Here is a 26552-nt window from a genome sequence, read left to right as displayed (position 1 = left end):
GCCCAGCGCAAGGCAAAGCGCGGCCGGCGCAGCCCGCAGGCGGCGGCAATCGCCCAGTCCGTGCCGTTCTAGCACCCCATTCACGTCGTTTAACCCGTGCCCGGCCTGTCTTAAGGCCTTACCCCTGTCGGCTCGTTTGTGCCCAGCAACTCGATCTGCCCCACGAGGCGTACATCGATGCGTGGCCCCGTATTCCCCTCAACCCAGCCCCGAACGCGAATACGCCGATTCTCCAGGGACTTAAGGGCCATACCAGCGCTTTCGAACGCCGCTAGCGTGCGCTTTGAAATAGTCACGGCAAAGCCGCGTGTCCAGTTTCGTCCGAAGTTGAGGTAGGTCGTTGCCCCAGCTTGCCGGACCGACAGGACTTTGCCCTCGACCACCGTAAAGCGCCCGATCTCCGCCAAAATATCGTCCGGACTTTCCGCGTTTTTTATGGCCGACGGGTCAGCCCAGCTGCCCATTTTTTGGCGCCGCGCCGCTGCTTCGGACGCCATCAGGGCGGCCGCGCAGTCCTTGTCCAGGATCTCGGCGGAGGCGATGGCATCGCCCCGAGCGAGCAGCATGGCCTGCACCGAGATGTCGCTTTCGCCGATGAAGACAAGCGCGCTCTGGCGGCCGTAGCGATCAGGCGTGTCGTCAGCGCTCCGCAGCATCACGTCGTGACCGGCGAGCAGCGAGGTCAGCGCCTGCTTCGTGGTCGCGGTCGGCGCGATGCCGCTGAGGCGGATCTCGCGCCCGTCATCGAGCCGCACGCTGCGCGCATCGACGATGGCAGCGACGCGGCCTTCGCCTTGGGACTCGAACTGGCAGGGGCCCGCGAATGCCGAGCTACTTGCGACGAGAAGACATGCGAGGATGAAGCGAAGCTGTTGCGTCACGTGATCCGGAGAGGTTGCATTGCGCGGTAACCATACCTCATGCGTAGTGGGGCACGAAGAGGTTTCGTCGTACTCCGTCATTGCGAGCGCAGCGAAGCAATCCAGACTGCGTCTGCGGAAAGATGCTGGATTGCTTCGCTGCGCTCGCAATGACAGCGGAGATGCATCGTGCGTCTACTTACCATTCCGTTTTGCGGAAAACGCGCGCGGCAATCGTACGCTTGCATCGCACCTGCGCTTGCTGCGCTCTTGCGCATGCGGCATGATTGCGGCAACAGCGAACAGCAATAACCCAAGAGCAATAACCAAGCCGCCATCAGAGCACGGCGCGATAAGGGAGGTCGTTTTCGATGAAGACTATTTTGTCCGGCATTTTTGCCGCCGCGTTTGCCCTCAATGCGAGCGCCGCACAGGCTCAGGACAAGCCGCCGCTGAAGATCGGCGGCATCCTCGACATGTCGAGCCTTTATGCAGATATCACCGGCTCCGGCAGCGAGACTGCGGCGAAGATGGCGGTCGAGGATTTCGGCGGCGAGGTGCTGGGGCGCAAGATCCAGGTGCTGGCAGCCGATCATCAGAACAAGGCCGATCTCTCCGCCAACATTGCCCGCGACATGCTCGACAACCAGGGCGTCGAGATGATCTACGACGTCGCGGCCTCCGCGACCGCACTCGCCGCCGGCGAGATCGCAAAAGCGCGCAACAAGATCATCATGTTCAACGGGCCGGGCTCGATCCGTCTCTCCAACGAAGCCTGCGGCCCCTACACCATCCACTACGTGTTCGATACTTACGGTCAGGCCAACGTGACCGGCCTCGCAACCGTGAAGTCGGGCCTCGACAGCTGGTTCTTCCTCACCGCCGATTACGCCTTCGGCCAGGATCTGGAGAAGGACACCAGCGCCGTCGTGACCAAGACCGGCGGCAAGGTGCTCGGCAGCGTCCGCCATCCGCTCAACACGTCGGATTTCTCGTCCTTCCTGCTCCAGGCCCAGGCTTCCAAGGCCAAGGTGATCGGGCTCGCGAATGCCGGCGGCGACACCATCAACGCCATCAAGCAGGCGGCGGAGTTCGGCATCACCAAGGGCGGCCAGAAGGTCTCGCCGCTGCTCGCCTTCGTCACCGATATCGACTCGATCGGGCTCGAGACCGCGCAGGGGCTGCTGCTCGCGGAAGCGTTCTACTGGGACCTCAACGACGACACGCGTGCGTTCTCGAAGCGCTTCATGGAGCGCACCAAGCGGGTGCCGACCTCGGCCCAGGCCGGAGTCTATTCCTCCATCACGCATTACCTGAAAGCCGTGAAGGCCGCCGGCACGACCGACGCCGCGGCGGTGATCAAGCTGATGAAGGAGACGCCGATCAACGACTTCTTCGCCAAGAACGGCAAGATCCGCGAGGACGGCCGCATGATCCACGACATGTACCTGTTCGAGGTGAAGAAGCCGTCGGAGTCCAAGGGCCGGTGGGACGATTACAAGCTGCTCGCCACCGTCCCCGGGAACGAGGCGTTCCAGTCGCTAGAGCAGTCGCGCTGCCCGCTGGTGAAGAAGTGACGGCGTGACGTAAGTCGCGCCGTCATCCCGGGGCGCGCGTAAGCGCGAGCCCGGGATCCATCGGGCGGCAGTGACGGTCGATGAATGGATTCCGGGTTCGCCCCAAGGGGAGCCCCGGAATGACGGAGCAAAACAACAACCAGGGAGACGCCCCATGAACGACATGGTCCTGCAAAAGCTCGACGGCGGGCTGCTCACCATCACGATGAACCGGCCGGAGCGGAAGAACGCGCTCAACCCGGAGATGGTCGCCGGGCTGGTCGAGGCGGCGCGACGCGCGGCTGATGATCCCGAGGTGCGGGCGGTGCTGTTCAAGGGCGCCGGCGGCTCGTTCTGTGTCGGCGGCGACGTCAAGTCGATGGCGGCAGGGCGCGCGCCGCTGCCGTTCGAGCAGAAGCTTGCAAATCTGCGCCGCGGCATGGAGGTCTCGCGCATCCTGCATCAGATGCCAAAGCCCGTGGTGGCCCAGCTCGATGGCGCGGCGGCCGGCGCCGGCCTGTCGATGGCGCTGTCCTGCGACCTGCGCATCGCCTCCGAATCCTGCAAGATCACCACTGCTTTTGCCAAGGTCGGCTTCTCCGGTGACTACGGTGGCACCTATTTCCTGACACAGCTGCTCGGCAGCGCGCGGGCGCGCGAGCTCTATCTGATGTCACCGGTGCTCACGGCGAAGGAGGCACATGCGATCGGTATGGTGACGAAGGTCGTGCCCGACGCCGAGATCGACGCGGCCGCGCACGAGCTCGCACTGTCTCTGGCGCAGGGGCCGTCGATCGCGCTCGGCTTCATCAAGCGCAACATCAACAACGCCGAGCACCTGGCGCTGGAGGATTGCTTCGACGGCGAGGCGATCCATCACACCCGTTGCAGCGACACCGAGGACCACAAGGAAGCCGCCAAGGCCTTCGTCGAGAAGCGCAAGCCGACCTTCAAGGGCGCTTGACCATGGCGCCCTATGTCCGGCTGCGTCAGATCTGCCTGGTCGCGCCGCAACTCGAGCCCGTCATCACGGATATCGGGCGGATCATGGGCCTCGCGGTCTGCTACCGCGACGGCAATGTCGCCAAATACGGCCTGGAGAACGCGCTGCTCCCGGTCGACACGATCCTGCTGGAGGTGGTCGCGCCGTTCAAGGACGGCACCACGGCCGGCCGCTTCATCGAAAAGACCGGCGGCCGCGGCGGCTACATGGCGATCTTCTGCTGCGACGATCCGGACGAGCGCGGCCGCAACGCCAATGCGCTCGGCGTGCGCACCGCCAACGTCATCGACCACGCGCCATATCACGGCGTCCAGCTCCACCCCCGCGATTGCCGTGCTGCCTTCATCGAGTTCAATCACACCGCAGGCAGCGACGACGTTCTGGGCGCCTATCCGCCGGCGGGACCGGACTGGCAGAAATTCATCCGCAAGGATGTGACCGAGGCGCTGACGGCGGTGGAGATGCAGAGCCCGGATCCGCAAGGGCTGGCAGAGCATTGGGGCAGGATCATCGGCATCGCGCCTGAAGGCGCCGAACTGAAGCTGCCCAACGCGACCTTCCGCTTCGTGAAGGGCGCCAGCGAGATCATGAGCGCGCTGGAGTTTCGGGTGACTGACGTGGCGCAAGTGCTGCATGCCGCCAAGGCGAAGGGGCTCGCGGTCGCAGGCAACGAGTTCTTGCTGGGCGGAGTGACGTTCCGGGTGAGTTGATCGCCCTGAACTCTCTCCCCTTGTGGGAGGGGATGGATCGCTGCGTAGCCGCGAGACGGGTGATGGGTTTCCATCCCCACGAACCGTCTAACGCAGAAGAGTAGGGTGGGCAAAGCGAAGCGTGCCCACGCACTCTTTCATTGGAGACACGACGGTGGGCACGGCGCTCGCACGCCTTTGACCCACGCTACGGCATCGCGACGCTCACCTTCCCTTAAAATTCGCCGCGCGGCGCTCTTCCGTCGCCTTCACGCCTTCCTTGAAATCCTCCGTCGCGCGCAGGCGCGTCTGTTCGGCGAGCTCGTGATTGGTCGCGGCCATCACACGGTCGGCGAGGCCATTGCGCATCGTGGCGCGGGTGGAGAGCAGGCCGAGCGGGGAGCATTCGGCGATCTCGGCGGCGAGCTTCATCGCGGCCGCCTTGACCTGGTCCTGCGGCACCAGCTCGTTGGCGAGGCCCCATTTGTAGGCCTCCTCGCCGGTGACGCGGCGGCTGGTGTAGAACATCAGCTCGGCGTTGTTCTTGCCGATCAGCTCCGGCAGCGTCACGGTCAGGCCGAAGCCGGGGTGGAAGCCGAGCTTGGTGAAGTTTGCGGAGAAGCGCGCTTCGGGACAGGTGACACGGAAATCGGCGGAGACCGCGAGACCGAGTCCGCCACCGATGGCCGCGCCCTGCACGGCAGCAACGATCGGCTTCTTGGCGCGGAAGATGCGCACGGCCTGGATGTAAAGATGGTTGATCGGGCCGAGACTGTCGGCGGGATCGCCTTTCTTCTCGGCCTCGCGCGCCTCCTGCGCCTGCCGCGCTGGATCGCCGAAATTGGCGCCAGCGCAAAACGCCTTGCCCTGCGCGGAGAGCACGGACGCACGAATCTCGATTTCGCGGTCGAACTCGTCGAGCGCGTCCGCGATCTGGTTGATCAGCGAGATGTCGAAGAAGTTGAGAGGCGGACGGCGGATCTCGATGGTGCCGACATGCCCGACCTTCTCGACGCCGATATCTTGATAGGTGCTCATGATGATCCTCGATTGAATTAGCGCAGACCCAATCCGCGGGCGATGATGCCGCGCAGCACCTCGGTGGTGCCGCCCTGGATGGTGAGTTTCGGCGCGGTCTTGATCGCGAAGTCGAGCTGTCGCTCCAAGGTCTCGCGGTTGGTCGCGGTCTCCTCGACGAAGGCAGCGAGATCGCGCACGCGATGCGGCAGCTGCTGCTCCCAGACCGTGCCGATGTCCTTGACGATGGACGCTTCGACCACCGGCTCCTTGCCGGCTTCCAGCATGCCGGCGACCGAGACCGACATGCGCCGCATGGTGTGAAGCTGTGCGACCAGGCGGCCGATGCCCTCGGCGCTACGCGTGTCCGGGTTGGGGCCGACCGCGCGGACCAGCTCGGTCAGCACGTAATAGGTTTCGAGAAAGCGCTCGGGACCCGAGCGTTCATAAGCGAGCTCGCTCGTCGCCTGCTTCCAGGCGCCGTCGACTTCGCCGAGCACATGATCATCGGGAATGAAGTGATCGGTGAAGACGACCTCGTTGAACTCGTACTGGCCGGTGATCTGGCCGATCGGGTTCACCTTGATGCCCGGCTGCTTCATCTTGACCAGGAACTGGGTCAAGCCGTGGCGGCGGTTCTCCTTGGTCGGCGGCGAGGTCCGGAAGATCGCGATCATGTAGTCGGCGATATGCGCCGACGAGGTCCAGATCTTGGTGCCGTTGATGAGATAGCCGCCCTCGGTCTTGGTCGCGCGCGTCTTCGCCGCGAACAAATCGGAGCCCGAGTTCGGCTCGCTCATGCCGATGGCAAAGCAGACCTCGCCGCGGCAGATCCGCGGCAGGATGTCCATCTTGATGTGCTCGGGCGCGTATTTCAAAAGCACCGGCCCGCTCTGGCGGTCGGCGACAAAGAAGCGCCGCGTCGGCGCATTGGCGACGCGCATCTCCTCGGTCACTACGTAGCGCTCGAGGAAGGAGCGTTCCTGGCCGCCATACTTTTTCGGCCAGGTCATGCCGAGCCAACCCTTGGCGCCGACCCGGCGGGAAAATTCCGGCGCGTCGGTGTCCTCGCGATTGGGCTTGTGCGGATCGAAAGTGCCGGCGGCGATTTCCTCGGCGAGGAAGGCGCGCACTTCCTTGCGCAATTGCTCGCATTTCTCCGGCAGGCGGATCGGATCGAAGCGGAGGGCAGCGGTCATTGTGTCTCGTCCCCTGATCAGCGCGATGCCACGAGCGGCCACAATTCGTCGGCGCCGCGATTTGCCACGAGCTTGCCGAGTTCGACGGCCCAGTAGCTTTCCGAGCCGAAATCGTCGCGCCAGGCCAGCGCGCGCAGCGAATAGCGGTGCAGGATGTGCTCCATGGTGAAGCCGATCGCGCCATGGACTTGATGCGCGATGCCGCCGCCCTTCTCGGCAGCTTCCGCGCAGCGGATCTTTGCCGAGGCGGCTTCGAGATAGATCTCGTCGTTGAACGATCTTGCATTGGCGATGGCGTCGGCGGCGGACGTCGCCGCCGCAAGCGCCGCGGCGGATTCGCCGGCGAGGCGGGCGAGATTGTGCTGCACCGCCTGGAATTTCGAGATCTTCTTCTCGAAGGCGACGCGCTCGTTGGAATAGCGCACGGAAATGTCGAGCATGGATTCGAGGGTGCCGGCGATCTGGAGGCTACGCGCGACGCCGCCCATCAGCATAAGATGGGTCTGCTCAAAGCCCTTCGGCGCGGGCTTGATGGCGACGGGCTGGACCTTGTCGAGCATGACGGTATCGCTGTGGTCGTAGCCGACATTGAGCCCGGCCTCGATCCGCGCCTTGGCCGCGTCGATCAGGGCAATGGAAGCACCGTCCTTGCCGTGTGCCAGGACCGCAAAATGCTTCGCTGCTTTTGCAAAGGGCACGCCGCGCGCGCGACCGGAGAGCGCACCGTCGGCATCGAGGGTGATACGGTCCTTCGGGGACGCCGGCACGATCGTCATCTCGCCTTCGGGGGAAGCGATCTTCGCCTGTGCCAGCAGCCATCCCGCCAGCATGGTCTCGGCCAGCGGCACCGCGACTGCGAAACGGCCGGCGGCGTTCAGCAGCGCAAAGCCGTCGGCGAGGCTCGCGCCCGAGCCGCCGAGATCGTCCGGCACCCAGGACAGCGGCAGGCCGGCTTCGCTCAGCGCCTGCCACAGCGGCGCCTGCCAGGAATTCTTCTTGTCGTTGTTGATGGTTTGCGGATCGGCGAGATCGGCGAAGATCTTCTCCGCGGTCTCGACGACGATATTGTCACTCTCCGCCACAGCGTTCCCCGTATCTTGCCATTGGCGCGTCCGGTCTGATCGGCCAGTGCGCAGTCTCTTCTTGCGCCCGATGATCGGAAAAAGCCATGGCCCTGACAAGCGTTGATCGCAGGTCCATCTGCGGCGCCGGCATAGGGCCAGGCTTCAGGAAATGCTAATTCCGCTTAGCGGAGTTTGCTCGATTTGCAGGGCGCGGCAAACTCGCTAAACAGGACGCCACACCAGATACAGGGGAAGGAAATCCGGATGGCAAAAGACGGCTTGTGCGCAATCGTGACGGGGTCCGCATCCGGGCTGGGTGCAGCGACTGCGGAGATTCTCGCCCGCAGTGGGGCGCGGCTCGTCATCAACTATTCGTCGAGCCAGAAGGAAGCCGAGGCGACGGCCGAGACCTGCCGCAAGGCCGGCGCTGCGGAGGTGCTGGTTGCGCAGGGCGACGTCTCCAAGGATGAGGATTGCCGCAAGATCGTCGCGGCGGCGAGCGGCTGGGGCCGGCTCGACATCCTGGTCAACAATGCCGGCACCACCAAGCATGTGGCTCACGCCGATCTCGACGGTCTGTCGGCGGAAGATTTCCAGCGGGTCTATGGCGTCAACACCATCGGCCCGTTCCAGATGGTGCGCGCGGCGCGCAGCTTGCTCGAAGCCGCCGCCAAGGCTTCGGGGCGGCCATCTGCGGTCGTGAACGTCTCCTCGGTCGCCGGCATCAGCGGCGTCGGCTCGTCGATTGCGTACGCCGCGAGCAAGGGTGCACTCAACACCATGACGCTGTCGCTGTCGCGCGCGCTGGCGCCGCTGATCCGCGTCAACACGGTCTGCCCCGGCTATATCGACACGCCCTGGTTCACCAAGGGCCGCGGCGAGGCGCAGGCCAAGCAGGTGCGCGACAGCGTCGTGGCGAAAGTGCCGCTGAAGGTCGCATCATCCGCGGAGGACATCGCCCAGCTCGTCTGCTTCCTGGCGACGCCGGCCTCCAGCAACATGACCGGCGAGGTCGTGCGCATGGATGCGGGGATGCATTTGATTACGTGAGCTCGCGCTCCAATTTCCGCTGTAATCCCCGCCTAGTGCGCAATTGCGCACGTGGGGCGGGGATCCATAACCACAGGGAGGAGTGGTTGCGCGACTCTGGTCACGCCGAGTCTTCGCCAAACTCCTGCCTGTGGCTATGGGTCCCGGATCTGCGCTTCGCTTGTCCGGGACGACAGTGGAGTTGTGGCGGCAGTGGTCACCCCTTGATCACGCCGCTCGCCACCAGCCGATTCCAGATGAACAGCACCACCACTGCGCCGATGGTTGCGGTGATGAAGCCGGCGCCCTGGTCGGGGCTGTAATGGCCGATGGCCTGGCCGATCCAGGTGGCCAGAAACGCGCCGGCAATGCCGAGGATGGTGGTGAGGATGAAGCCGCTCGGATTGTTCGGCCCCGGCGACAGCCAGCGCGCGATGAGCCCGGCAATGAAGCCGACCAGGATGATCCAAAACAGGCCGCCCATGCTCATGATAGTGCTCCCCTCTCTTTGAACCGATCAGACCCGATCCGAGAGTTCATTCTCGGTCGGCAGCCGTCCGTCCGGCGTCAAATGGTCGACCACCTGCGGCAGATACTGGCTGAGGCCGGAGAGCAGCTCTTCGCGCGACAGGCCGCTCTGGGCGGACAGGCTCTCGATCTGGTCGGCGCCGAGTGCGCTGGCGAGATCGCCCGGCGCGATTGGCTTGTTCTCGCCCTTGCCGACCCAGGAATTGGCGGCATCACCGTGTCCGCTTTGCTGGAGCTGGTTGAGGAGATCGCCAAGCCCGCCGCTCAGAATGCTGCCGGCCGCACCGCCGGCGAGCAGGCCGCCGAGGCCGCCCTTGAGCATGTCGTTCAGACCGCCGCCCTGACCTACGTTCACGGGCGGAGGCGCGGGTGTCGGCAACGGTTGGGGCGCTGAGCCGGACTGGTTGCCGGTGAAATGCTTGAATGCTTTCCAGGCGAGCAGGCCGAGCAGCGCCATGGTCATCGGCGACATGCCGCCGGAGGATTTCTCGGAGCTCGGTGTGCTCTGGTCGCGCGGGCCGTTCTGCATGCCGTTGAGGACGTCGAGTAGACCCATGGTGCTCTCCTTTGGCGTCTCGTTCGGCGAGCGCTCGCCGCTGACTGCCCCCGGGGCGAGAAGATATGGGGCACTCATGACCGTTACAAGTCGGATGCGCCGCGATTGGTTGTCGGGCTCGGCTCTGCTATCGAAGGCCGGTCATTCAGGGAGTGAGCTCGGTGATTGCGGATCGACCGATCGTTGTGGCCGGCGCCGGCGCCATCGGCTGTTTCGTCGGCGGCATGCTGGCCGCCAGCGGCCGCCGCGTCGCGCTCCTGGTGCGGCCGCGGGTAAAGACCGAGATCGAGCGGTTCGGCTTGCTTCTGACTGATTTCGACGGCTCCGAGAACAAGCTCGGCGCGGGTCAACTGGCGCTGTCGGAGGATCCCTCGATCTTCCACAGCGCCGGCATCGTGCTGGTGACGGTGAAAAGCGCCGATACCGCTGCTGTCGCCGAGCAGATCGCGCAGCATGCGCCTGAGGATGCCGTCATCGTCTCGCTTCAGAACGGCGTCGGCAATGTCGCTGTGCTGCGCGAGCGGCTGGGCGGCCGGTCCGTGCTGGCCGGCATGGTGCCGTTCAACGTGATCGCGATGGGCGAGGGCCGCTTCCACCGCTCGACCTCCGGCGACATTCATGTTGGCGAGGATGCGGAGAACACGGCCGGGAAGCTCTCGGTCGCCGGCCTCACGATGCGCGCGAGCGGCGACATCACCGGCGTGCAATGGGGCAAGCTGATCATCAACCTCAACAACGCGCTCAGCGCGCTGTCGGACATGCCGCTTGCCGCGCAACTGGCCAGCCGCGACTGGCGCAGGCTGTTCGCCGACCAGATGGCCGAAGGGCTGGCCGTGCTGAAGGCCGCCCACATCGTGCCGGTGTCGTCGACGCCGATCCCGATGAGCTGGTCTCCAACCCTGCTGCGGCTGCCGGATGCGATCTTCGGTGCAATCCTGGGCCGGACCATGAAGATCGATCCCGAGGCGCGCTCCTCGATGTGGCAGGATCTGAAGCAGGGCCGCAAGACCGAGATCGACTATCTGCAAGGCGCGGTCATCGCGCTCGCCGAGCGGAACCATGTTGCCGTGCCGCTGATGCGCCGCATTGTTGCGCTGATCAAGGAAGCCGAGGCGGCAGGCAACGGTCCGCTCCGTATGACGCCGCAGCAGATTCGGGGGTAGCGCCCGAAAGGAGGAGCGCGATGAAATGTGGTCTTGTGATCGGGCTCGCGCTGACCGCCTTCTGCGGCACATCGACGCTCGCCTATGCGAGGCCGCCGACGGTGATGAACTCACCTGGATATGACAGGCGATTGCAGGAGAGCCGGTCGCAGTTGGGTGCTTCGCCGATGGTAACAGCGCCGGTGGATGTGCCGAAGGTCAAATCGAAGCGCGGCAAGAAGAAGCACACGAACTAAGGCGCGACGCTCTCGTAGGGTGGGCAAAGCGAAGCGTGCCCACCAATTCTCTCGATCGCGAATGAATGGTGGGCACGGCGCCTTGCGCCTTTGCCCACCCTACGTCATCTCGCAATGACGGGTGCCGATTCACCCCTTCTTCGCGGGCTTGCTCGGGGTCGGGTTGAACAGCTTCTTCAGGTCGTTCAAGCTCTCCGACAGCCGCGGCCATTCGCAGGAGAACGAGCCCTTGGCGCAAGGTGCAGCCTTCGGCTTCGCGCCCGCGGCTTGCTGCACCTTCGGCCGCTCGACCGGCACCGGCACGCGCGCGACTTCGGTCCGCAGCGCGACCTGCTGCAGCTGCTGCAACTGTTGCTCCTGCTGTTCGCGCTGCTGCCGGGCGATAGCCTGGGCCGCTTCGTTGCTGCGGCGCTGGTTGGCGAGATAGGCCGTATAGGCTTCGTCGATCTTCTTCTGCTCCTCCGGCGTCGGATTGGGACCGGCGATGTCGAAGGTGCGATCCTGGAGGAAATCGTAATAGGAATAGCCGCCACCCGGCTTGCGGCGGCCGGCAAACTTGGCGTTGCAATCGGCAAGGGCCGCCGTTTTCTCCGCCTTGGTCGCGGCCTTCTCGGCGACGTCGGCGCATTCCTCGAAATCGACAGGTGCGCGTTTCCACCATTGCGCCTCGGCACGCCCCTGCGCCAGCAGGAAAAATCCTGCTGCGGCAACGAGAAGCAACGCCGCGCGATGCGATGTGACCACGGCCGACATTCTAAGAGAGCATTCCCTGCAAGGCGCAACCCGAACTGAGTCGAGCCGGATTTTTGCCCCTTTCTTGCCGGCTTGTCACCCATGGAACCCGGGAAATTCATGGCTGCAATGCTGACATTTTGTGCTTGACGTGGCGTGAGAGTCACAGCGCCCTGCCGCGAGGCTGATACACTTCAACTGCGAGCGCCTCACCTCCATGGCGACGCCAAGAACACGAAATGGAAACGCTTGATGTTGCTGCCGCTCTCCGATGTGCCGCGCTGGTACGCGGAACGCAAACCACACGGCACGATTGCGATCCGTCACGGGCAGGACACGCTGACCTGGGACGAGCTCGAGCGCGGCGCCAACCGCCGCGCGCGGGCATTCATGGCCAAGGGCGTCAAGCCCGGCGATTTCGTCGCGATCGGATTGCCGAACGGCAACGCGTTCTTCGAGACCTCCTTTGCTGTGTGGAAATGCGGCGCGACGCCGACCTCGCTGTCCTGGCGGCTGCCGCGCGGCGAAGCCGCCGCCGTGCTCGATATTCTCAAGCCTGCGCTGGTGGTCGGCGGCGAGGCCGACTGGAATGCGCCCAACCGGTTGCCCGCCGACTTCATGCCGGAAGGATTTTCGGATGGGCCGCTGGCGCCGCCGGTGGCGCGATATTGGAAGGCGATGACCTCAGGCGGCTCGACCGGCCGACCCAAGGTGATCCTCGATCACCAGCCGGCCGTGACCGATACCGCGGCTGCGCCGCCGCTCAATATTCCGTTCGGCGTATCGCTGCTCAATCCCGGTCCGCTCTACCACAACGCGCCGTTCATCGTGTCGCATTATGCGCTGTTCGTCGGCGGCAAGCTCACGGGCCTGACCAGGTTCGACGCCGAGGAGACGCTGCGGCAGATCGAACGCGAGCGCGTGCAATGGGTCAATTTCGTGCCGACCATGATGCACCGGATCTGGGCGCTGCCTGCGAGCGTGCGCAACTCTTACGATCTGTCGAGCCTGCAGACGGTCTTCCACATGGCTGCGCCGATGCCGCCGTGGCTGAAGGAGAACTGGATCGGCTGGCTCGGACCCGAGCGGATTTGGGAGCTCTATGGCGGCACCGAGCGGCAGGGCGCCTGCATCATCTCTGGCACCGAATGGCTGACGCACAAGGGTTCGGTCGGCAAGATCGGCGACATGGCGAAGCTTCGCATCATCGGCGAGGACGGCAACGACGTCGCGCCTGGTGAGACCGGCGAGATCTATTTCCTCAACAACGACGGCAAGGACGCCACCTACCATTATCTCGGCGCCGAGCCGAAGCGCCGCGCCGACGGCTGGGAATCGCTGGGCGATATCGGCCGGCTGGACGCCGAAGGCTATCTCTATCTCGGCGACCGCCTCGCCGACATGGTGCTGCGCGGCGGCGCCAACATCTATCCGGCCGAGGTCGAGGCCGCGGTGTCCGAGGCTCCTGGCGTGCGCTCCTGCGTCGTGGTCGGCTTGCCCGATCCGGAATTGGGCCAGCGTGTGCATGCCATCATCGAGCCGGAGCCCGATGCCGACGGGCAGGCCATTGCCGACGGCATGGCGGATTTTCTCAAGGACCGGCTCAGCCGCTATAAGCATCCCGAAAGCTTCGAATTCGTCGGCGCCCCACCGCGCGACGATTCCGGAAAAGTTCGCCGCACCCTGTTGCGCGACGAGCGTGCGGCGTGGATGAAGGAGGGGCGCGCCTTCCGGATCTTGCCATCGAAGGCGCAGGCCCATGCCGAATGAGACAAGCAAGGAAGGATTGACATGACCATCACCATCGCAGCGAGCAGCGTGCCGAAGCCGCCGGCCGACATCATCGAGGGGTTCAGGGACGCGCCGACCTCCGGTGATCTCGGACAATCTCGCCCGGCTGCCCGGTGCAGTGGGGCTGAGGCCCTATCATCGCGGCGGCAAGCTGGTGGGCACGGCCTTCACCGTGCGCACCCGTCCCGGCGACAATCTCGCGATCCACCGCGCGCTGGATCTGGTCGGGCCCGGCGACGTCATCGTGGTCGACGGCGGCGGCGACGAGACGCGCGCGCTGATCGGTGAGATCATGAAGAACATCGCGCAATCGCGCAAAGCCGAAGGCTATGTCATCGACGGCGCGATCCGCGACGTCGCAGCATTCGGGGCCGACGACTTCCCCTGCTACGCCCGCGCAGTGATCCATCGCGGTCCCTACAAGAACGGCCCCGGCGAGATCAACGTGCCGGTGACGATCGGCGGCAGCGTGATTGCGCCCGGCGACATCGTCGTCGGCGACGAGGACGGCGTGGTGTCGTTTCCCGTTGCCGGCGCGGCCGCCCTGTTGGAAGCGGTGCGCGTCCAGGTCGCGCGCGAGGAGGAGACGCTGAAGGCGATCCGCGAGGGCCGTTACCAGGGCGCCTACGGCAAGTCCTGATCAGAGGAGCGTGAAGGGAGGATGGCGTGAGCCAGAAGGAAGAATTTCACAATCTCGATGATGCCAGCGACGGACTCTTCCGCGAGCTTGCCGCCGGCGTGACCACGCGCATCTTCTCCGGCGAGCAGGCGATGCTGTCGGTGGTGACGCTGGCCCCGCATGCGCAAGGCACGCTGCATCATCACCCCGAGGAGCAGTGGGGCGTGCTGCTCGACGGCTCCGCCATCCGCGTCCAGGGCGACGAGGAAATCCCGGTGAAGAAGGGCGATTTCTGGCGCACGCCCGGGAACGTGCCGCACACCATGCGCGCCGGCCCGGACGGCGCCCGCGTACTGGACATCTTCAGTCCGCCTCGGCCAGAATACAGAAAAGCAGGGTCAGGCTTCGGCACGACCTAGCGCTCAAAAGCAAAAAAGCAAAGCGCTACACATAAAGGGAGGGGACCATGACGATCACACGACGGGCGCTGCTGGCCGCGCCGGCTATTCTCGCATTGACGCCGGCGATGGCGCAGGCCGGTAAAATCACGCTGGTGGTGCCGTTCCCGCCGGGCGGATCGACCGACGCCATGGCGCGGCTGCTGCAGACGAACCTGCAGACCAAGCTTGGGCGCATCGTGGTGGTCGAGAACAAATCGGGCGCGGCCGGTGCGCTCGGCGCGGCGCAGGTCGCCAAGAGCCCGGCCGACGGCTCGACCTTCCTGGTGACGTTCGATTCCCACGCGGTGATCCCGTCGATCCTCGACAAGCCGCCGGTCGATGTCGAGCGCGAGCTGATACCGGTGCTGCTGATCGGCACCGCGCCTTACGTGATCGCGGCCGGCGCCGGCCGCCCCTACAAGACCTTCGCCGACGTGGTCGCCGCCTGCAAGGCGAGCCCCGGCGCGGTGAAATACGCCTCGGTCGGCATCGGCACGCTCGGCCATCTCGCCATGACCGTGCTCGGCAGCAAGGCCGGCGTCGAGATCATGCACGTGCCTTATCGCGGCGGCGGGCCGGCCATGAACGACGTGCTCGGCGGCCATGTCGATCTCATCGCGGGATCGGCGGCGCTGGTCGCCGCCCAGCTCGGCACCAACATGCTGCGTCCGATCCTGCAGCTCGGCCGCGAGCGGCTGCCGGCCCTGCCTGATACTCAGACCGCGATCGAGGCCGGCTTCCCGGACTTCGAGACGCTGGCCTGGTGGGGCATCTTCGCGCCCGCGGGCACGCCGCCGGACGTCGTTGCAGCCTTCGCGGCGGCATCCAAGGAGATCCTGAGCGAGCCCGCGACCGCCGCCCAGCTGAAGGAGACGCAACACATGACGCTGCTGCTCGAGGACGGCGCCGCCTTCAAGACCTTCTTCGACAAGCAGGTCGCCATTTGGGGCAAGGTGGTGAAGGACAACAATATCAGGGCGTGAGGCCCCCCGTCATGCCCGACGAAGGGGACGTGCGAAACTAAGCTCATGGCCGTCGGGGTCGGTGAGATGGAAGTAGCGCTCACCCCATTCGGCATCACGGGGCGTGGTCGACGGCTGCCATCCCGCGGCGCGCGCCTGCTCATAGGTTGCGTCGACATCGGCGACATGGAAGATGACGCGGCCCCACCAGGACCAGCGCTTGTCGTCCGGCTGTGCCGTCAGGTTTAGATAACCGGGGCCGACGCGAAAGCTCGTGAATGCGGCGGCTTCTCCACCATACAAGAGCTCGAACCCCAGCGACCGGTAGAAGTGCACGGCGCGCCCCATGTCATGCGTGCCGAGCGTGATGGCGCTGATGCTTTCGATCATGTGAGCTGCTCCGTTGGGAGGGGCCTGGAAGTATAGCCGCCCCGTTCAGGTTGACGATGGATCTCGCCCGCCTGACGGCTGGCGAACCGCATTTTGCTCTGCTATGAGGGGGCCGAGCCCGCACCCACGGGTTCCGCGGTCCCGTAGCTCAGCCGGATAGAGCGGCGGTTTCCTAAACCGTAGGTCGGAAGTTCGAGTCTTCCCGGGATCGCCATTTTCCGCGCGTTTGCGCGCGCCAAGGGCACGCAACGCCGGTATTCCTCCCAAGCGTTATTCCACTGTGACGTGTGCCGATAGCCGGCTAAAACACGGCGGGTGCAGGGGCCTTTGCATGGCGGATTTATGGTACTACGCTGAGGGCGGGCAGCGGCGCGGCCCGTTTTCGATTTCTGAACTCCTTCCGCTCCTCGCTAGTATCGCCGATCCTCGCCGTGTGCTGGTCTGGCGGCACGGCTTCGAGAATTGGAAGCCGGCCGGGGAGGTGCACGAGATCACGCAGCAGCTCCTTCAATCGCCGCCGCCAAGCCCAGCATCGCCGTCGGTTGAGGTCATTCGCGAGGCGGCGGCTCCCGCGGAAGACGCCGCTTCATTCAAGGACGTCCAGCCAGAGATGACCGGCGTCAGCGGCTGGCTCGGGCTTCTGGCGTTCGGCCAAATGATCGGCATCGTGCGCCTAGTCGTCAATACCGCGCAATATGTGCAGTCGATCCGCGCCGACCTATGGATGCAATTTTCGACCGTGTTCTGGAGCGAGATTGCGATGAACGTTGCGCTGATCGGGCTCGCGATCTGGACAGCGGTGCTCCTGTTCAGTCATTCCCGAAAATTTCCGACCTTCTTCATCCTGCAAATGATCTGCGCGGTGCTCATGCCTCTCGTCGACCTTCTCTGTGTGGCGTCGTTCTTCTCCGCAGCGCTGAACCGACCCTTCAGCGATTTTTTCATCATCGAACCTCTACAGATCGGACAGACATTCGTCGCTGCGATCAGCGCCACCATCTGGGTCATTTACGTCCTTCGCTCCCGAAGAGTCGCGAATACGTTCACGAGATAAGACCCACCGGGCACCGGCCGCAGTTGATTTGCGTCGCTGGTGCGAAAATTGCTAGCAGAGGCGACCAGGCCTGAAAGAGCACTTTCTGGCCGGTCCATGCTTGCCTATCTGGAGACCATGATGCCTTTTGACCTGATCCTTCGCGGCGGAAGGGTCATTGACCCCTCGCAGAAGCTCGATGCCGTGACGGATGTCGCATTTTCGAACGGCAAGGTTGCCGCTGTTGGCACAGGGCTCAAGGCGGATCCGGGCACGGAGGTGCGCGACGTTTCGCAATTCATCGTGTCGCCGGGGCTGATCGATCTGCACACCCATGTCTATTGGGGCGGCACCTCGCTCGGCATCGATGCCGAGGAGTTCTGCCGCCTCTCCGGCGTCACCACGGCGGTGGATACCGGCAGCGCTGGCCCGGGCAATTTCGCCGGCTTCCGCAAGCATGTGATCGAGCCGAGCCAGGTCCGCATCCTCGCCTATTTGCACGTCTCGCATGCCGGCATCTTCGGCTTCTCGCACCGGATCATGGTCGGCGAGAGCGAGGAGCTGCGCTTGATGAATCCGATCGAGGCGGCCGAAGTGGCCGATGCCAACCGCGATCTCGTCGTCGGCATCAAGGTGCGCGTGGGCCTGCATTCGTCGGGCACGTCGGGCGCGGTGCCGCTCGACATCGCGCTCGAGGTCGCGAACGAGGTCGGCATGCCGCTGATGGCGCATATCGATCATCCGCCGCCGAGCTACGAGGAGGTGCTGGCCCGCCTGCGGCCCGGCGACGTGTTGACCCATGCCTTCCGTCCATTCCCGAACACCCCGGCGACGGCGCAAGGCACGGTGAAGAAGGCGGTGCTCGAGGCGCGCGAGCGCGGCGTGCTGTTCGACATCGGCCATGGCAAGGGCTCGTTCGCGTTCAAGACCGCGCGCGCCATGCTCGCCAACGGCTTCTATCCGGACACCATCTCCTCCGACATCCATCAGCTCTGCATCGACGGCCCGGCCTACGACCAGGTCACGACCATGTCGAAGTTCCTGTGCATGGGCATGGAGCTGTCGGATGTGATCGCGGCATCGACGGTGAACGCGGCGATGGCGCTGCGGCGTCCCGAGCTCGGCAGCCTCAAGCCGGGGCAGCGTCGGCGACGCCACGTTGATCTCGGTGCGGCAGGGCCAGTTCGACTACGAGGACGTCGTCGGCGAGCACCTGATCGGCGATCGCAAGATCGCGTCCGAAGGCGTCGTTATCGGCGGGCGTTGGTGGCATCCGAATTGACGGCGCTCATGGACCGGGAGCGCCGTCGAGGGACGTTTCGTCAATCGCGTCCCGCCTCCATGATCGCCTTGGCGAGCCGCGCGGGGTCCGAGAAGCACAGCTCGTGGCTTCCCGCGACCTGCACCAGGCGAAACAGGCCGAGCTTCTCCGACAGGCGCGGATGCCAGCCATGGCTGTGCGGCAGCGCGACGTCTTCGGTGCAGTTGATGTAGGATTTGGCCAGCGGCATCTCGGCCGGATTGGTCTTCAGCGTGATCTTGTCGGTGAAGGTCGCCAGCGGATGCGGATTGAGAACCTCGTAGGCGCGCTGCGCCGTCTCCAGATCGGCATCGTTGATGAAGGCCTCGCGCCAGACCGGGAACGGCAGCACCACCGAGCCGTCGCCGCGCTCGGCCGCGATGGCGTCGAACAGCCCGATATAGTGCGGCGGCACCATGTCGTTGAGGCATTCGCCGTCGTTGGGCACGAAGGCATTCCAATAGACCAGGCGGCGGATGCGCTCGGGCGCGAGATCGGCAACGCCGGTGATGACCATGCCGCCATAGGAATGGCCGAGCAGGACGACGTCCTTCAGATCGTTCTCGGCGAGGTAGTCGGCGATCGATTGGATCGCTTCCTTCAACCCGGTCGTCTTGGCATCGCCCGTACGGTTGCCCTTGATGGTGGGGGTATGGACCTGATGGCCGGCGGCGCGGATCGGCGCGGCGACCGGCTCGAGCTCGGCACCTGTGTGCCAGGCGCCATGGACGAGAACGTAGGTCGACATATTGTGGCTCCCTTGGAAGACTGCTTAGATCGGCGCGGCGATGACCTTGTCTGGATTTGCCGGCTGAACACCGGTCGACGTCGTTGTTGCCGCCATACTGAACCGCTGGGCGCGTTGCGCGCTTGTCTGACGCTGAACCGGATTGGTCCTGGAGCGAACTGATGGAGCAGCTCAATTCCGAAAGCCGGCCCCGTCATCTGGTCTGGGACACCGGCGAGACGCGGCCCGAGGAGCAGTTCTCCTACTATCGCGAAGCGATCTGCCAGGCCTTCATGAACCTGACGCCGGAATCGGCGACCACCTCGCGGTTTCCGGCCAAGGTCGAGGCGATCAAGATCGGCAGCGGTGCCATCAACCGCGTGGTCTTTCCCGAGCACACCGTGCTTCGCTCGCGCGCGGATATCGCTGCGTCGACCGAAAGCTGCTTCTATCTGAACTTCAAGCTCGCCGGCCGCTGCCGCATGGTCCAGGGCGGCTGTGACGTCAGCCTGTCGCGCGGCCAGGTCGGCATCTGCGACAGCGACCGGGAAGTGACCTTGCTGCATGATCGCGGCCCGACGCTGCAGGTTGCATCCTTCTGGGTGCCTTCGCGCGAGCTGCGTGATCGGCTGCCACCGTCGTTCGACTTCAAGGTGGAGCGCGTGTCCGACGATCCCTTCGTCGGCCATCTCATCGTCGAGACCGCGCGGTCTCTGAATGCCGGCGCGCTGCGGATGACCGAAGGCGAAGCCGTCAGGCTGTTCGGCGTGCTGCTCGACCTCGTTGCGCTGAGCCTGTCGCGCCGCTCGCGTGCGCAGACGGCCGAAGCCGCCAGCTTTGCCGATGCGACCGCGCTCGCGCTCCGCCGCGCCGTGCATGAACGCCTCTCCGAGCAGCGCCTCGCGGTTGCGGACGTCGCACGTGCCATCGGTATCAGCGAGCGCTACGTGCACAAATTGTTTGAGCGCGCGGGTACCACATTCTCGGACTACGTCATGGACCGCAGGTTGGACGGCGCGGCGCGCGACCTGAGCGATCCCGCGAAGGCGGGCCAGGCGATCGGCTCGATCGCCTTTGATTGGGGCTTCTCGGACCTGTCCCACTTCACCCGCCGCTTCAAGCAGCGCTTCGGCTGCCGGCCGCGCGACTGGCGCGCGCGGTGATCGACAGCGACCTGATCTACAAGGATCTGGCGATCAGGAGCTTCATGATCTCGTTGGTGCCGCCATAGATCTTCTGGATGCGGGAATCGATGAAGATGCGCGAGATCGGGTATTCCTGCATGTAGCCGTAGCCGCCGAACAGCTGCAGGCATTCGTCGGCGGTCTCGACCTGCTTCTCCGAGCACCAATATTTCGCCATCGAGGCCGTCACGGTGTCGAGGTCCTTGGCGATCAGGCGCTCGATGCACCAGTCGACGAAGACGCGCGCGATCATCGCCTCGGTCTTGCGCTCGGCCAGCGTGAAGGCGGTGTTCTGGAAATCCATCAGCGGCTTGCCGAATGCCTTCCGCTCCTTGGTGTAGTCGGTGGTGAGCTTGACCGCGCGCTCCATCGAGGCGACGGCGCCGACCGCGAGCGCAAGGCGTTCCTGCGGCAATTGCTGCATCAACTGGACAAAACCCTGGCCCTCCTCCTTGCCGAGCAGGTTTTCCGGCGGCACCGTCACGTTGTCGAAGAACAGCTCCGAGGTGTCGGAGGCATGCAGGCCGATCTTGTCGAGGTTGCGCCCGCGCTTGTAGCCGTCCGCGCCCGCGGTCTCGACCACGATCAGCGAAATGCCCTTGGCACCAGCCTCGCCCGTGCGCGCGACCACGATGACGAGATCGGCGGCCTGGCCATTCGTGATGAAGGTCTTCTGGCCATTGATGACGTAGGAATTGCCCTGCTTCTTCGCCGTGGTTTTCACGGCTTGCAGGTCCGACCCGGTGCCCGGCTCGGTCATGGCGATTGCGCCGACCATCTCGCCGGACGCCATCTTCGGCAGCCAGCGTTTCTTCTGCTCCTCCGAGCCGTAGTTGAGAATGTAATGCGCGACGATGGCGCTGTGCACGGAGACGCCGGTGGTCAGCTCCGGCACCGTGCTCTCGAGATCATCGAGCACGGCGGCGTCATAGGCGAAGGTCGCGCCCAGGCCGCCATATTCCTCCGGCACGCTCGCCAGCAGCGCGCCCATCTCGCCTAGCCCGCGCCAGGCGAAGCGGTCGACCATTTTCTGCTCGCGCCATTTCTCGGCATGGGGCGCCAGGTCCTTGGCGAGATATTTGCGGAACTGGTCGCGGAAGACGTCGAGCTCTTCGGTCATCCAGGAGGATCGATAATGCATCAGCGCCTCGCTCTTAGACAATCAGGCCGCCGCCGGCGACGACCACCTGGCCGCTGATATAGTTGGATTCCGGACTGCAGAACAGATAGACGGCGTCGGCCGCCTCTTCCGGCGTACCGCCGCGGCCGAGCGGGATCATGCGCGACATGGCTTCCAGCATGTGCGGCTGCACGCCGACTTTGATGTCCCGGCCGGCGACGTCGATGGTCTTCTGCTGCGCCTCGATCGGCTGGGTCAGGCGGGTGTTGATGAGGCCAAAGGCGACGCAATTGACGTTGACCTTGTAGCGGCCCCACTCCTTGCACATGGTTCGGGTCAATCCGATCAGCGAAGCCTTGGCCGAGGAATAGCTGGCCTGCCCGGCATTGCCGTAGAGACCTGCGATGGAGGAGATGTTCACGACCTTGCGGAACACCTCGCGTCCCTCTTCGGCCTCCTTCCTGGCGAAGACGCGGATCGGCTCGGCGGCCGCGCGCAGGATCCGGAACGGCGCGACGAGGTGGACGTCGAGCATGGCTTGGAACTGCTCGTCGGTCATCTTCTGGATGGTGGAGTCCCAGGTGTAGCCGGCATTGTTGACGATGATGTCGAGCCCGCCGAACTTGTCCAGCGCGGCGCCGACGAAGCGATCGGCGAAACCCGCTTCCGAGACGCTGCCGTTCACGGCAGTGGCGTCGCCGCCCATCGCCTTGATCTCCGCCACCACGGCATTGCCAGGCTCGGCATCGAGATCGTTGACGACCACCCTGGCGCCTTCGCGCGCGAGCTTGAGCGCGATCGCGCGCCCGATGCCGCGGCCCGAGCCGGTGACGAGCGCGACCTTTCCCTGCAGTTTTGTCATCTGGATGAGTCCTCTTGCTGTCAGAGCGCGACGACGGCGCTGCCTTCGAGCTTGAGCTCGCCGCGATCGTCCCTGGTGGCGAGCGCGAGCCTTGCGCGATCCTCGCCATCCTCGGCGAAGAGCTCGGTCACGGTGCCTTCGCAAGTGAGCTTGGCGCCGAGCTGAGTTATCGAGACGAACCGGGTCGTAAAGGTGCGGAGCTTCGAGGGCGGCACCACATCCGTCAGCGCCTGCCCGAGACAGGCCATCACCAGCATGCCGTGGACGAACACATCCGGAAATCCGGCCGCCTTGGCGAAGTCGATGTCGACGTGAATCGGGTTGTGGTCGCCCGATGCGCCGCAATAGAGCGCGAGCGTGTGGCGGGTGATCGGCGGAAAGACCTTGTGGACGATGCGGTCGCCGGCCTTGATGTCTCCGGACGCCGTCATGACGTCACCTCGTTGCGGACGACGATGGTCCGCGCGGTATCGGCGACATGCACGCCGTCCTGGTTGGTCACCTCGCATCGGATGCCGATCAGCGTCATCGCGCCACCCTTCTTGTCCGTTACGCTGGTTACGCGCGGCCGAAACGTCAGGGTGTCGCCGACCAGAACCGGCGCATGATAGGCGAAGCTCTGCTCGCCATGCAGCACGCGGGCGAGATCAATGCCGAGCGTGCTGAACATCTCGAATGGGTCGTCGACGTCCATCATCTCCAGGCAGAACAGATAGGTCGGCGGCACTGGGGTGCCAGCGAATCCAGCCGCTCGCGCGGCATCCGCATTGCGGTAGACCGGATTCTGTTCACCCAGCGTGTTGAGGAAGTAGCGGAGACGGCCGGGCTCTACGCGCGCGGTGACCGGCGTGAAGCTGCGCCCTACGGCGGACTGGTCGACCATGGCCGATATCAGTGCCGCTTGTAGAGCGTGACGACGCAGGCGCCGCCGAGGCCCAGATTGTGCTGGAGCGCGACCTTCGCACCCTCGACTTGCGTGGAGCCTGCCGTGCCGCGCAGCTGCCGCGTCAGCTCGTAGCACTGCGCAAGCCCGGTGGCGCCGAGCGGATGTCCCTTGGACAGCAATCCGCCGGACGGATTGGTCACGATCCGGCCGCCATAGGTATTGTCGCCGTCATTGATGAACTTGCCGGCTTCACCCTCGCCGCAGAGGCCGAGCGCCTCGTAGGTGATGAGCTCGTTATGGGCGAAGCAGTCGTGCAGTTCGACGACATCGAGATCGTCAGGCCCGATGCCGGCGCTTTCATAAACTCGGCCTGCCGCCTCTTTGGCCATGTCGTAGCCGACCAGCTGCATCATGTCGCCTGCCTTGAAGGTCGAGGGCTTGTCGGTTGTCATGGCCTGCGCCGCGATGCGTACTTCTTTGCCGATGCCATGCTTGTCGGCAAACCGCTCGGAGACCAGCACGGCGGCGGCGCCGCCGCAGGTCGGCGGGCACGCCATCAGGCGCGTCATCACGCCCGGCCAGATCACCTGATCGTTCATGACGTCGTCCGCGCTGACTTCCTTGCGGAAGAGTGCGAGTGGATTGTTCTTGGCGTGACGGCTCGCCTTGGCGCGCACCTTGGCGAAGGCGTCGAGCGGGGTGCCGTATTTCTTCATGTGGCTGAGCCCGGCGCCGCCGAAATAGCGCAGCGCCAGCGGAATGCCGGGGGCGTCGATCAGCCGGTCCGCGGCGGCGTCGAAGTCCTCGAACGCGCTCGGGCGATCGGTGTAGACGCTGCCGAGCGCGCCGGGCTTCATCTGCTCGAAGCCAACCGCCAGCACGCAATCCAGCGCCCCGCTTGCGATCATTTGCCGCGCCATGAACAGCGCGGTCGATCCGGTCGAGCAATTGTTGTTGACGTTGACGATGGGGATGCCGGTCATACCGACGGGGTAGAGCGCGCGCTGCCCGCAGGTGGAATCGCCATAGACGTATCCGACATAGGCCTGCTCGATCTTCTCGTAGCCGAGGCCGGCATCGGCGAGCGCGAGCTTGACCGCTTCCGTTCCCATCTCGTGATAGGGCGCGCTGGCGCCCGGCTTGGCGAACGGAATCATGCCGACCCCGGCGACGACGACGTCAGACATCGCTTCCTCCCAATAAATTACCCGTTGGACTTTTTCTTACCCCTGGGTAACATATCGTCCGATCTCCACCAGAGTCAACCGATCGACCATGGATTCAGCTCCGCCGTCATCGCCTTCGCCCTGGCTGCCGTTCGAGAGCCGGCGCCGCGCCCGCGACGAGAAGCGCGAGGCGGTGCTGCGTGCCGCCGTGCAGCTGTTCCTGGAGCAGGGCTATCATCGCGTAACGCTGAACGAGGTTGCGGACCGGCTGAACATCACCAAGCCCGCGCTATACAACTACTTCCGGGGCAAGGACGAGATCCTGTTCGAATGCTGGTCGATGGGCGCCGAGCTCGTCGACGGCGTGATCACGGAGATCAACGCCGGTGGTGGTTCGGGTCTCGCCAAGCTGCGCAAGCTGGTCCGCGCCTATGCCGAACTGATGGCGACCGATTTCGGCGCGAGCCTGGTGCGGTTCGATCTACGCGACCTCGCGGAACGGAACGCCGTCGTCGCGCGCGCCGCCAAGAGGCGGATCGACGCCACCTTCCGGCGATACATTACTGCAGGCATTGCTGACGGTTCGATCAGGCCTTGCGATCCCAAGCTTGCAGCCTTCGCGATCGCGGGTTCGCTCAATTGGATCGGCCATTGGTATCGGCGGGAGGGCAACCTGTCGCCGACCGCGATCGCCGACGAGTTCACGGTGCGGCTGACGGACGGCCTGGCGGCCGAGGTTCGGCTGCAAATGGCAAGGAAGACGCCGAGGGCGCCGCAAGGGCGCAACTCAGGACGCAAAGCAACAGGGAAGAAACGCACGGGAGGAGGAACGGGATGAACATCACGCACGGACTGCGCAGGGCGCTGCAGATCAATCCGAATGGGCTGGCGACCGTTTATGGCCAGCGGCGGCGCAGCTGGGGCGAGCTCGGCGAGCGCGTTACACGGCTGGCCGGCGGCCTGCGCACGCGCGGCGTCGGGAACGGCGACCGTGTTGCAGTGCTGTCCTTCAATTCCGACCGCTATCTCGAACTCTATCTAGCGACCGGCTGGGCGGGCGGCGTGATCGTGCCGCTCAACATCCGCTGGAGCGCTTTGGAAAACGAGGATGCGCTGCGCGACTGCCGTGCCTCCGTTCTGCTGGTCGACAAGGCCTTTGCGCAGGTCGGTGCGCAGCTCGCCGGCGCCATTCCGGGGCTGAAGCTGATCTATGCCGACGATGGCGAGGCGCCGGCGGGGATGGAGAGCTATGAGGATCTGGTTGCGGGCAGCGCTCCGGTGCCCGACGCCATGCGCAAAGGCGATGATCTCGCCGGCATCTTCTACACCGGCGGCACCACCGGCCGTTCCAAAGGCGTGATGCTCGGTCATCAGAATCTGATGGCCAATGCGCTCAACGCACTCGGCGAAGGCCTGTTTCCGGCAAGTGCGATCTATCTGCATGCGGCACCGATGTTTCACCTTGCCAACGGGGCGGCGATGTATTCGCTGCTGCTCTCCGGCGGCTCGAACGTGATCGTTCAGGGCTTCACGCCCGAAGGCGTGATGGCTGCGATGCAGAACGAGCGCGTCACAGACGTGCTGCTGGTGCCCACGATGATCCAGATGTTCGTCGATCACCCCGCGATCGGCAAATATGACCTGTCGTCCCTGAAGAACATCATTTACGGGGCCTCGCCGATCAGCGAGGCGGTGCTCGACCGTGCCGCGCGCGCACTGCCGCATGTGCGCTTCACGCAGGCCTATGGCATGACCGAATTGTCGCCGATCGCGACGCTGCTGCACCCCGACGAGCATGTCGGGGAGGGGCGCAAAAAGGGGCGCCATCGCGGCGCCGGCCGCGCCACGATCGGTTGCGAGGTGCGGATCGTCGACGAGAACGACCAGCCGCTGCCGGCGGGCGCCGTCGGCGAGATCGTGGTGCGCGGCGACACCGTGATGATGGGCTATTGGGAGCGGCCGGAGGAGACCGCGCGCGCCGTCGTCGACGGCTGGATGCACACGGGCGATGGCGGCTACATGGACGAAGACGGCTTCATCTATGTCGTCGACCGCGTCAAGGACATGATCATCTCGGGCGGCGAGAACGTTTACTCGGTCGAAGTCGAGAACGCGCTGGCCCAGCATCCGTCGGTGCTCCAATGCGCCGTGATCGGAATTCCCAATGAGCAATGGGGAGAGCAGGTCCATGCCGTCGTGGTCAAACGCAGCGGCGTAGAGGTTTCGACCGGCGAGCTGATCGAGTTCACGAAGACGTTGATTGCCGGCTACAAATGTCCGCGCAGCATCGAGATCACCGAGACGCCGCTGCCGTTGTCCGGCGCCGGCAAGGTGCTGAAGCGCGAGCTGCGCAGGCCGTTCTGGGAGGGGCGGGAGCGGCGGGTCAGCTGACGGCTCCCGCGCGTTACTGCCTGGGCGCCGAGGACGGCGGCAGGTACGC

General features: G+C 65.0%; 27 protein-coding genes, 1 tRNA gene and 2 pseudogenes. 16 read left to right on the top strand and 14 right to left on the bottom strand.

Going from position 1 to position 26552, the window contains the following annotated elements:
* Positions 1-110: 110 nt before the first annotated feature.
* Positions 111-962, bottom strand: a complete 852-nt coding sequence (locus ABIA40_RS28375; RefSeq protein WP_404544488.1) for a thermonuclease family protein — start codon at positions 960-962, stop codon at positions 111-113.
* Positions 963-1231: 269 nt separating this feature from the next.
* Between ABIA40_RS28375 and ABIA40_RS28370 the strand changes: the two genes are divergently transcribed.
* The 3 genes from ABIA40_RS28370 (at position 1232) to ABIA40_RS28360 (ending at position 4129) form a co-directional block, all read left to right on the top strand.
* Positions 1232-2437 (top strand): ABC transporter substrate-binding protein, encoded by a 1206-nt coding sequence (locus tag ABIA40_RS28370; RefSeq protein ID WP_404544486.1) that lies wholly within the window; start codon positions 1232-1234, stop codon positions 2435-2437.
* A 154-nt stretch (positions 2438-2591) separates the two neighbouring features.
* Positions 2592-3380 carry an enoyl-CoA hydratase gene (locus ABIA40_RS28365; protein WP_271539696.1) on the top strand — a complete coding sequence of 263 codons (789 nt, stop codon included), beginning with the start codon at positions 2592-2594 and terminating at the stop codon, positions 3378-3380.
* A gap of 2 nt (positions 3381-3382) precedes the next feature.
* On the top strand, positions 3383-4129 hold the full coding sequence (locus ABIA40_RS28360) for a hypothetical protein (RefSeq protein WP_271539695.1): 747 nt from the start codon (positions 3383-3385) through the stop codon (positions 4127-4129).
* A 204-nt stretch (positions 4130-4333) separates the two neighbouring features.
* Here ABIA40_RS28360 and ABIA40_RS28355 read toward each other — a convergent pair whose 3' ends face one another.
* The 3 genes from ABIA40_RS28355 to ABIA40_RS28345 are packed head-to-tail and all read right to left on the bottom strand — an operon-like array spanning position 4334 to position 7406.
* On the bottom strand, positions 4334-5146 hold the full coding sequence (locus ABIA40_RS28355) for an enoyl-CoA hydratase/isomerase family protein (protein WP_271539694.1): 813 nt from the start codon (positions 5144-5146) through the stop codon (positions 4334-4336).
* Between the two features lie 17 nt (positions 5147-5163).
* A complete protein-coding gene (locus ABIA40_RS28350; RefSeq protein WP_271539693.1) occupies positions 5164-6324 on the bottom strand; it encodes an acyl-CoA dehydrogenase family protein in 1161 nt (386 codons plus the stop codon).
* Positions 6325-6341: 17 nt separating this feature from the next.
* Positions 6342-7406 carry an acyl-CoA dehydrogenase family protein gene (locus ABIA40_RS28345; RefSeq protein WP_271539692.1) on the bottom strand — a complete coding sequence of 355 codons (1065 nt, stop codon included), beginning with the start codon at positions 7404-7406 and terminating at the stop codon, positions 6342-6344.
* Between the two features lie 246 nt (positions 7407-7652).
* Here ABIA40_RS28345 and ABIA40_RS28340 point away from each other — a divergent pair, with 246 nt between their 5' ends.
* A complete protein-coding gene (locus ABIA40_RS28340; RefSeq protein ID WP_109141716.1) occupies positions 7653-8438 on the top strand; it encodes an SDR family NAD(P)-dependent oxidoreductase in 786 nt (261 codons plus the stop codon).
* 196 nt (positions 8439-8634) lie between these two features.
* On the opposite strand, the gene ABIA40_RS28335 is transcribed toward ABIA40_RS28340, so the two are convergent.
* Together ABIA40_RS28335 and ABIA40_RS28330 are read right to left on the bottom strand one after the other, a co-directional pair.
* A complete protein-coding gene (locus ABIA40_RS28335; RefSeq protein WP_370103030.1) occupies positions 8635-8907 on the bottom strand; it encodes a GlsB/YeaQ/YmgE family stress response membrane protein in 273 nt (90 codons plus the stop codon).
* A gap of 27 nt (positions 8908-8934) precedes the next feature.
* Complete coding sequence (locus ABIA40_RS28330) at positions 8935-9501, bottom strand: YidB family protein (RefSeq protein ID WP_271539691.1); 567 nt, start codon at positions 9499-9501, stop codon at positions 8935-8937.
* Between the two features lie 161 nt (positions 9502-9662).
* Here ABIA40_RS28330 and ABIA40_RS28325 point away from each other — a divergent pair, with 161 nt between their 5' ends.
* Together ABIA40_RS28325 and ABIA40_RS28320 are read left to right on the top strand one after the other, a co-directional pair.
* The gene (locus tag ABIA40_RS28325) at positions 9663-10664 is read left to right on the top strand and encodes a 2-dehydropantoate 2-reductase (RefSeq protein ID WP_271539690.1); all 1002 of its coding nucleotides are present in this window, start codon (positions 9663-9665) and stop codon (positions 10662-10664) included.
* 20 nt (positions 10665-10684) lie between these two features.
* A complete protein-coding gene (locus ABIA40_RS28320; RefSeq protein ID WP_157285793.1) occupies positions 10685-10900 on the top strand; it encodes a hypothetical protein in 216 nt (71 codons plus the stop codon).
* 129 nt (positions 10901-11029) lie between these two features.
* Here ABIA40_RS28320 and ABIA40_RS28315 read toward each other — a convergent pair whose 3' ends face one another.
* Positions 11030-11653, bottom strand: a complete 624-nt coding sequence (locus tag ABIA40_RS28315) for a hypothetical protein (protein ID WP_271539689.1) — start codon at positions 11651-11653, stop codon at positions 11030-11032.
* A 231-nt stretch (positions 11654-11884) separates the two neighbouring features.
* On the opposite strand from ABIA40_RS28315, the gene ABIA40_RS28310 reads away from it, so the two are divergent.
* The 4 genes and pseudogenes from ABIA40_RS28310 to ABIA40_RS28295 all read left to right on the top strand — a co-directional run bounded on the left by ABIA40_RS28310 (position 11885) and on the right by ABIA40_RS28295 (position 15465).
* Positions 11885-13402 carry an AMP-binding protein gene (locus ABIA40_RS28310; protein WP_404544481.1) on the top strand — a complete coding sequence of 506 codons (1518 nt, stop codon included), beginning with the start codon at positions 11885-11887 and terminating at the stop codon, positions 13400-13402.
* 21 nt (positions 13403-13423) lie between these two features.
* Positions 13424-14063: pseudogene (locus ABIA40_RS28305) on the top strand (RraA family protein).
* Between the two features lie 26 nt (positions 14064-14089).
* A complete protein-coding gene (locus tag ABIA40_RS28300) occupies positions 14090-14461 on the top strand; it encodes a cupin domain-containing protein (RefSeq protein WP_036042482.1) in 372 nt (123 codons plus the stop codon).
* A 47-nt stretch (positions 14462-14508) separates the two neighbouring features.
* Positions 14509-15465: a tripartite tricarboxylate transporter substrate-binding protein gene (locus ABIA40_RS28295; protein WP_404544479.1), complete on the top strand. Its 957-nt coding sequence runs from the start codon at positions 14509-14511 to the stop codon at positions 15463-15465.
* A 9-nt stretch (positions 15466-15474) separates the two neighbouring features.
* Here ABIA40_RS28295 and ABIA40_RS28290 read toward each other — a convergent pair whose 3' ends face one another.
* A complete protein-coding gene (locus ABIA40_RS28290) occupies positions 15475-15834 on the bottom strand; it encodes a VOC family protein (RefSeq protein ID WP_036014526.1) in 360 nt (119 codons plus the stop codon).
* Between the two features lie 137 nt (positions 15835-15971).
* On the opposite strand from ABIA40_RS28290, the gene ABIA40_RS28285 reads away from it, so the two are divergent.
* From ABIA40_RS28285 to ABIA40_RS28275, 3 genes and pseudogenes are all read left to right on the top strand, one after another.
* Positions 15972-16048: transfer RNA gene (locus ABIA40_RS28285), tRNA-Arg, on the top strand.
* A 117-nt stretch (positions 16049-16165) separates the two neighbouring features.
* Entirely contained in the window at positions 16166-16888 is a 723-nt protein-coding gene (locus ABIA40_RS28280; protein WP_404544476.1) for a DUF2569 family protein, read from the top strand.
* A gap of 120 nt (positions 16889-17008) precedes the next feature.
* A pseudogene (locus ABIA40_RS28275) lies at positions 17009-18149 on the top strand (amidohydrolase/deacetylase family metallohydrolase).
* Positions 18150-18189: 40 nt separating this feature from the next.
* Here ABIA40_RS28275 and ABIA40_RS28270 read toward each other — a convergent pair.
* Positions 18190-18915 carry an alpha/beta fold hydrolase gene (locus ABIA40_RS28270; protein ID WP_404544474.1) on the bottom strand — a complete coding sequence of 242 codons (726 nt, stop codon included), beginning with the start codon at positions 18913-18915 and terminating at the stop codon, positions 18190-18192.
* A 161-nt stretch (positions 18916-19076) separates the two neighbouring features.
* Between ABIA40_RS28270 and ABIA40_RS28265 the strand changes: the two genes are divergently transcribed.
* Positions 19077-20057, top strand: coding sequence for a helix-turn-helix domain-containing protein (locus ABIA40_RS28265; RefSeq protein WP_157285801.1), 981 nt, complete (start codon positions 19077-19079; stop codon positions 20055-20057).
* Between the two features lie 16 nt (positions 20058-20073).
* On the opposite strand, the gene ABIA40_RS28260 is transcribed toward ABIA40_RS28265, so the two are convergent.
* Genes ABIA40_RS28260 through ABIA40_RS28240 form a run of 5 tightly spaced genes read right to left on the bottom strand, consistent with a single transcriptional unit; the run spans position 20074 to position 24133 of the window.
* On the bottom strand, positions 20074-21219 hold the full coding sequence (locus ABIA40_RS28260) for an acyl-CoA dehydrogenase family protein (protein ID WP_157285802.1): 1146 nt from the start codon (positions 21217-21219) through the stop codon (positions 20074-20076).
* 13 nt (positions 21220-21232) lie between these two features.
* Complete coding sequence (locus tag ABIA40_RS28255) at positions 21233-22060, bottom strand: SDR family NAD(P)-dependent oxidoreductase (protein ID WP_157285803.1); 828 nt, start codon at positions 22058-22060, stop codon at positions 21233-21235.
* A 20-nt stretch (positions 22061-22080) separates the two neighbouring features.
* Positions 22081-22491 carry a MaoC family dehydratase gene (locus ABIA40_RS28250; protein ID WP_271539673.1) on the bottom strand — a complete coding sequence of 137 codons (411 nt, stop codon included), beginning with the start codon at positions 22489-22491 and terminating at the stop codon, positions 22081-22083.
* Positions 22488-22943 carry a MaoC family dehydratase N-terminal domain-containing protein gene (locus tag ABIA40_RS28245; RefSeq protein WP_404544471.1) on the bottom strand — a complete coding sequence of 152 codons (456 nt, stop codon included), beginning with the start codon at positions 22941-22943 and terminating at the stop codon, positions 22488-22490. Before ABIA40_RS28245 ends, ABIA40_RS28250 begins: the two co-directional genes overlap by 4 nt.
* A gap of 8 nt (positions 22944-22951) precedes the next feature.
* Positions 22952-24133, bottom strand: coding sequence for a lipid-transfer protein (locus ABIA40_RS28240; RefSeq protein WP_271539669.1), 1182 nt, complete (start codon positions 24131-24133; stop codon positions 22952-22954).
* 88 nt (positions 24134-24221) lie between these two features.
* Here ABIA40_RS28240 and ABIA40_RS28235 point away from each other — a divergent pair, with 88 nt between their 5' ends.
* Positions 24222-24950, top strand: a complete 729-nt coding sequence (locus ABIA40_RS28235; RefSeq protein WP_271539667.1) for a TetR/AcrR family transcriptional regulator — start codon at positions 24222-24224, stop codon at positions 24948-24950.
* Positions 24947-26503: a long-chain fatty acid--CoA ligase gene (locus tag ABIA40_RS28230; RefSeq protein ID WP_271539665.1), complete on the top strand. Its 1557-nt coding sequence runs from the start codon at positions 24947-24949 to the stop codon at positions 26501-26503. The genes ABIA40_RS28235 and ABIA40_RS28230 overlap by 4 nt, the downstream gene beginning before the upstream one ends.
* Positions 26504-26552 lie beyond the last annotated feature (49 nt).

It is taken from the genome of Bradyrhizobium sp. USDA 223 (assembly GCF_044909005.1).
GTDB classification, from domain to species: domain Bacteria; phylum Pseudomonadota; class Alphaproteobacteria; order Rhizobiales; family Xanthobacteraceae; genus Bradyrhizobium; species Bradyrhizobium yuanmingense.
This window is presented reverse-complemented; position numbering and strand designations above follow the sequence as displayed.

Coding starts and splice junctions, on each gene's coding strand:
- ABIA40_RS28265 (WP_157285801.1), top strand. CDS start 19,077: ATGGAGCAGCTCAATTCCGAAAGCCGGCCCCGTCATCTGGTCTGGGAC.
- ABIA40_RS28260 (WP_157285802.1), bottom strand. CDS start 21,219: ATGCATTATCGATCCTCCTGGATGACCGAAGAGCTCGACGTCTTCCGC.
- ABIA40_RS28235 (WP_271539667.1), top strand. CDS start 24,222: ATGGATTCAGCTCCGCCGTCATCGCCTTCGCCCTGGCTGCCGTTCGAG.
- ABIA40_RS28370 (WP_404544486.1), top strand. CDS start 1,232: ATGAAGACTATTTTGTCCGGCATTTTTGCCGCCGCGTTTGCCCTCAAT.
- ABIA40_RS28315 (WP_271539689.1), bottom strand. CDS start 11,653: ATGTCGGCCGTGGTCACATCGCATCGCGCGGCGTTGCTTCTCGTTGCC.
- ABIA40_RS28375 (WP_404544488.1), bottom strand. CDS start 962: ATGACGGAGTACGACGAAACCTCTTCGTGCCCCACTACGCATGAGGTA.
- ABIA40_RS28360 (WP_271539695.1), top strand. CDS start 3,383: ATGGCGCCCTATGTCCGGCTGCGTCAGATCTGCCTGGTCGCGCCGCAA.
- ABIA40_RS28330 (WP_271539691.1), bottom strand. CDS start 9,501: ATGGGTCTACTCGACGTCCTCAACGGCATGCAGAACGGCCCGCGCGAC.
- ABIA40_RS28335 (WP_370103030.1), bottom strand. CDS start 8,907: ATGAGCATGGGCGGCCTGTTTTGGATCATCCTGGTCGGCTTCATTGCC.
- ABIA40_RS28355 (WP_271539694.1), bottom strand. CDS start 5,146: ATGAGCACCTATCAAGATATCGGCGTCGAGAAGGTCGGGCATGTCGGC.
- ABIA40_RS28270 (WP_404544474.1), bottom strand. CDS start 18,915: ATGTCGACCTACGTTCTCGTCCATGGCGCCTGGCACACAGGTGCCGAG.
- ABIA40_RS28295 (WP_404544479.1), top strand. CDS start 14,509: ATGACGATCACACGACGGGCGCTGCTGGCCGCGCCGGCTATTCTCGCA.
- ABIA40_RS28255 (WP_157285803.1), bottom strand. CDS start 22,060: ATGACAAAACTGCAGGGAAAGGTCGCGCTCGTCACCGGCTCGGGCCGC.
- ABIA40_RS28340 (WP_109141716.1), top strand. CDS start 7,653: ATGGCAAAAGACGGCTTGTGCGCAATCGTGACGGGGTCCGCATCCGGG.
- ABIA40_RS28310 (WP_404544481.1), top strand. CDS start 11,885: ATGTTGCTGCCGCTCTCCGATGTGCCGCGCTGGTACGCGGAACGCAAA.
- ABIA40_RS28240 (WP_271539669.1), bottom strand. CDS start 24,133: ATGTCTGACGTCGTCGTCGCCGGGGTCGGCATGATTCCGTTCGCCAAG.
- ABIA40_RS28320 (WP_157285793.1), top strand. CDS start 10,685: ATGAAATGTGGTCTTGTGATCGGGCTCGCGCTGACCGCCTTCTGCGGC.
- ABIA40_RS28245 (WP_404544471.1), bottom strand. CDS start 22,943: ATGGTCGACCAGTCCGCCGTAGGGCGCAGCTTCACGCCGGTCACCGCG.
- ABIA40_RS28230 (WP_271539665.1), top strand. CDS start 24,947: ATGAACATCACGCACGGACTGCGCAGGGCGCTGCAGATCAATCCGAAT.
- ABIA40_RS28280 (WP_404544476.1), top strand. CDS start 16,166: ATGGCGGATTTATGGTACTACGCTGAGGGCGGGCAGCGGCGCGGCCCG.
- ABIA40_RS28350 (WP_271539693.1), bottom strand. CDS start 6,324: ATGACCGCTGCCCTCCGCTTCGATCCGATCCGCCTGCCGGAGAAATGC.
- ABIA40_RS28250 (WP_271539673.1), bottom strand. CDS start 22,491: ATGACGGCGTCCGGAGACATCAAGGCCGGCGACCGCATCGTCCACAAG.
- ABIA40_RS28365 (WP_271539696.1), top strand. CDS start 2,592: ATGAACGACATGGTCCTGCAAAAGCTCGACGGCGGGCTGCTCACCATC.
- ABIA40_RS28290 (WP_036014526.1), bottom strand. CDS start 15,834: ATGATCGAAAGCATCAGCGCCATCACGCTCGGCACGCATGACATGGGG.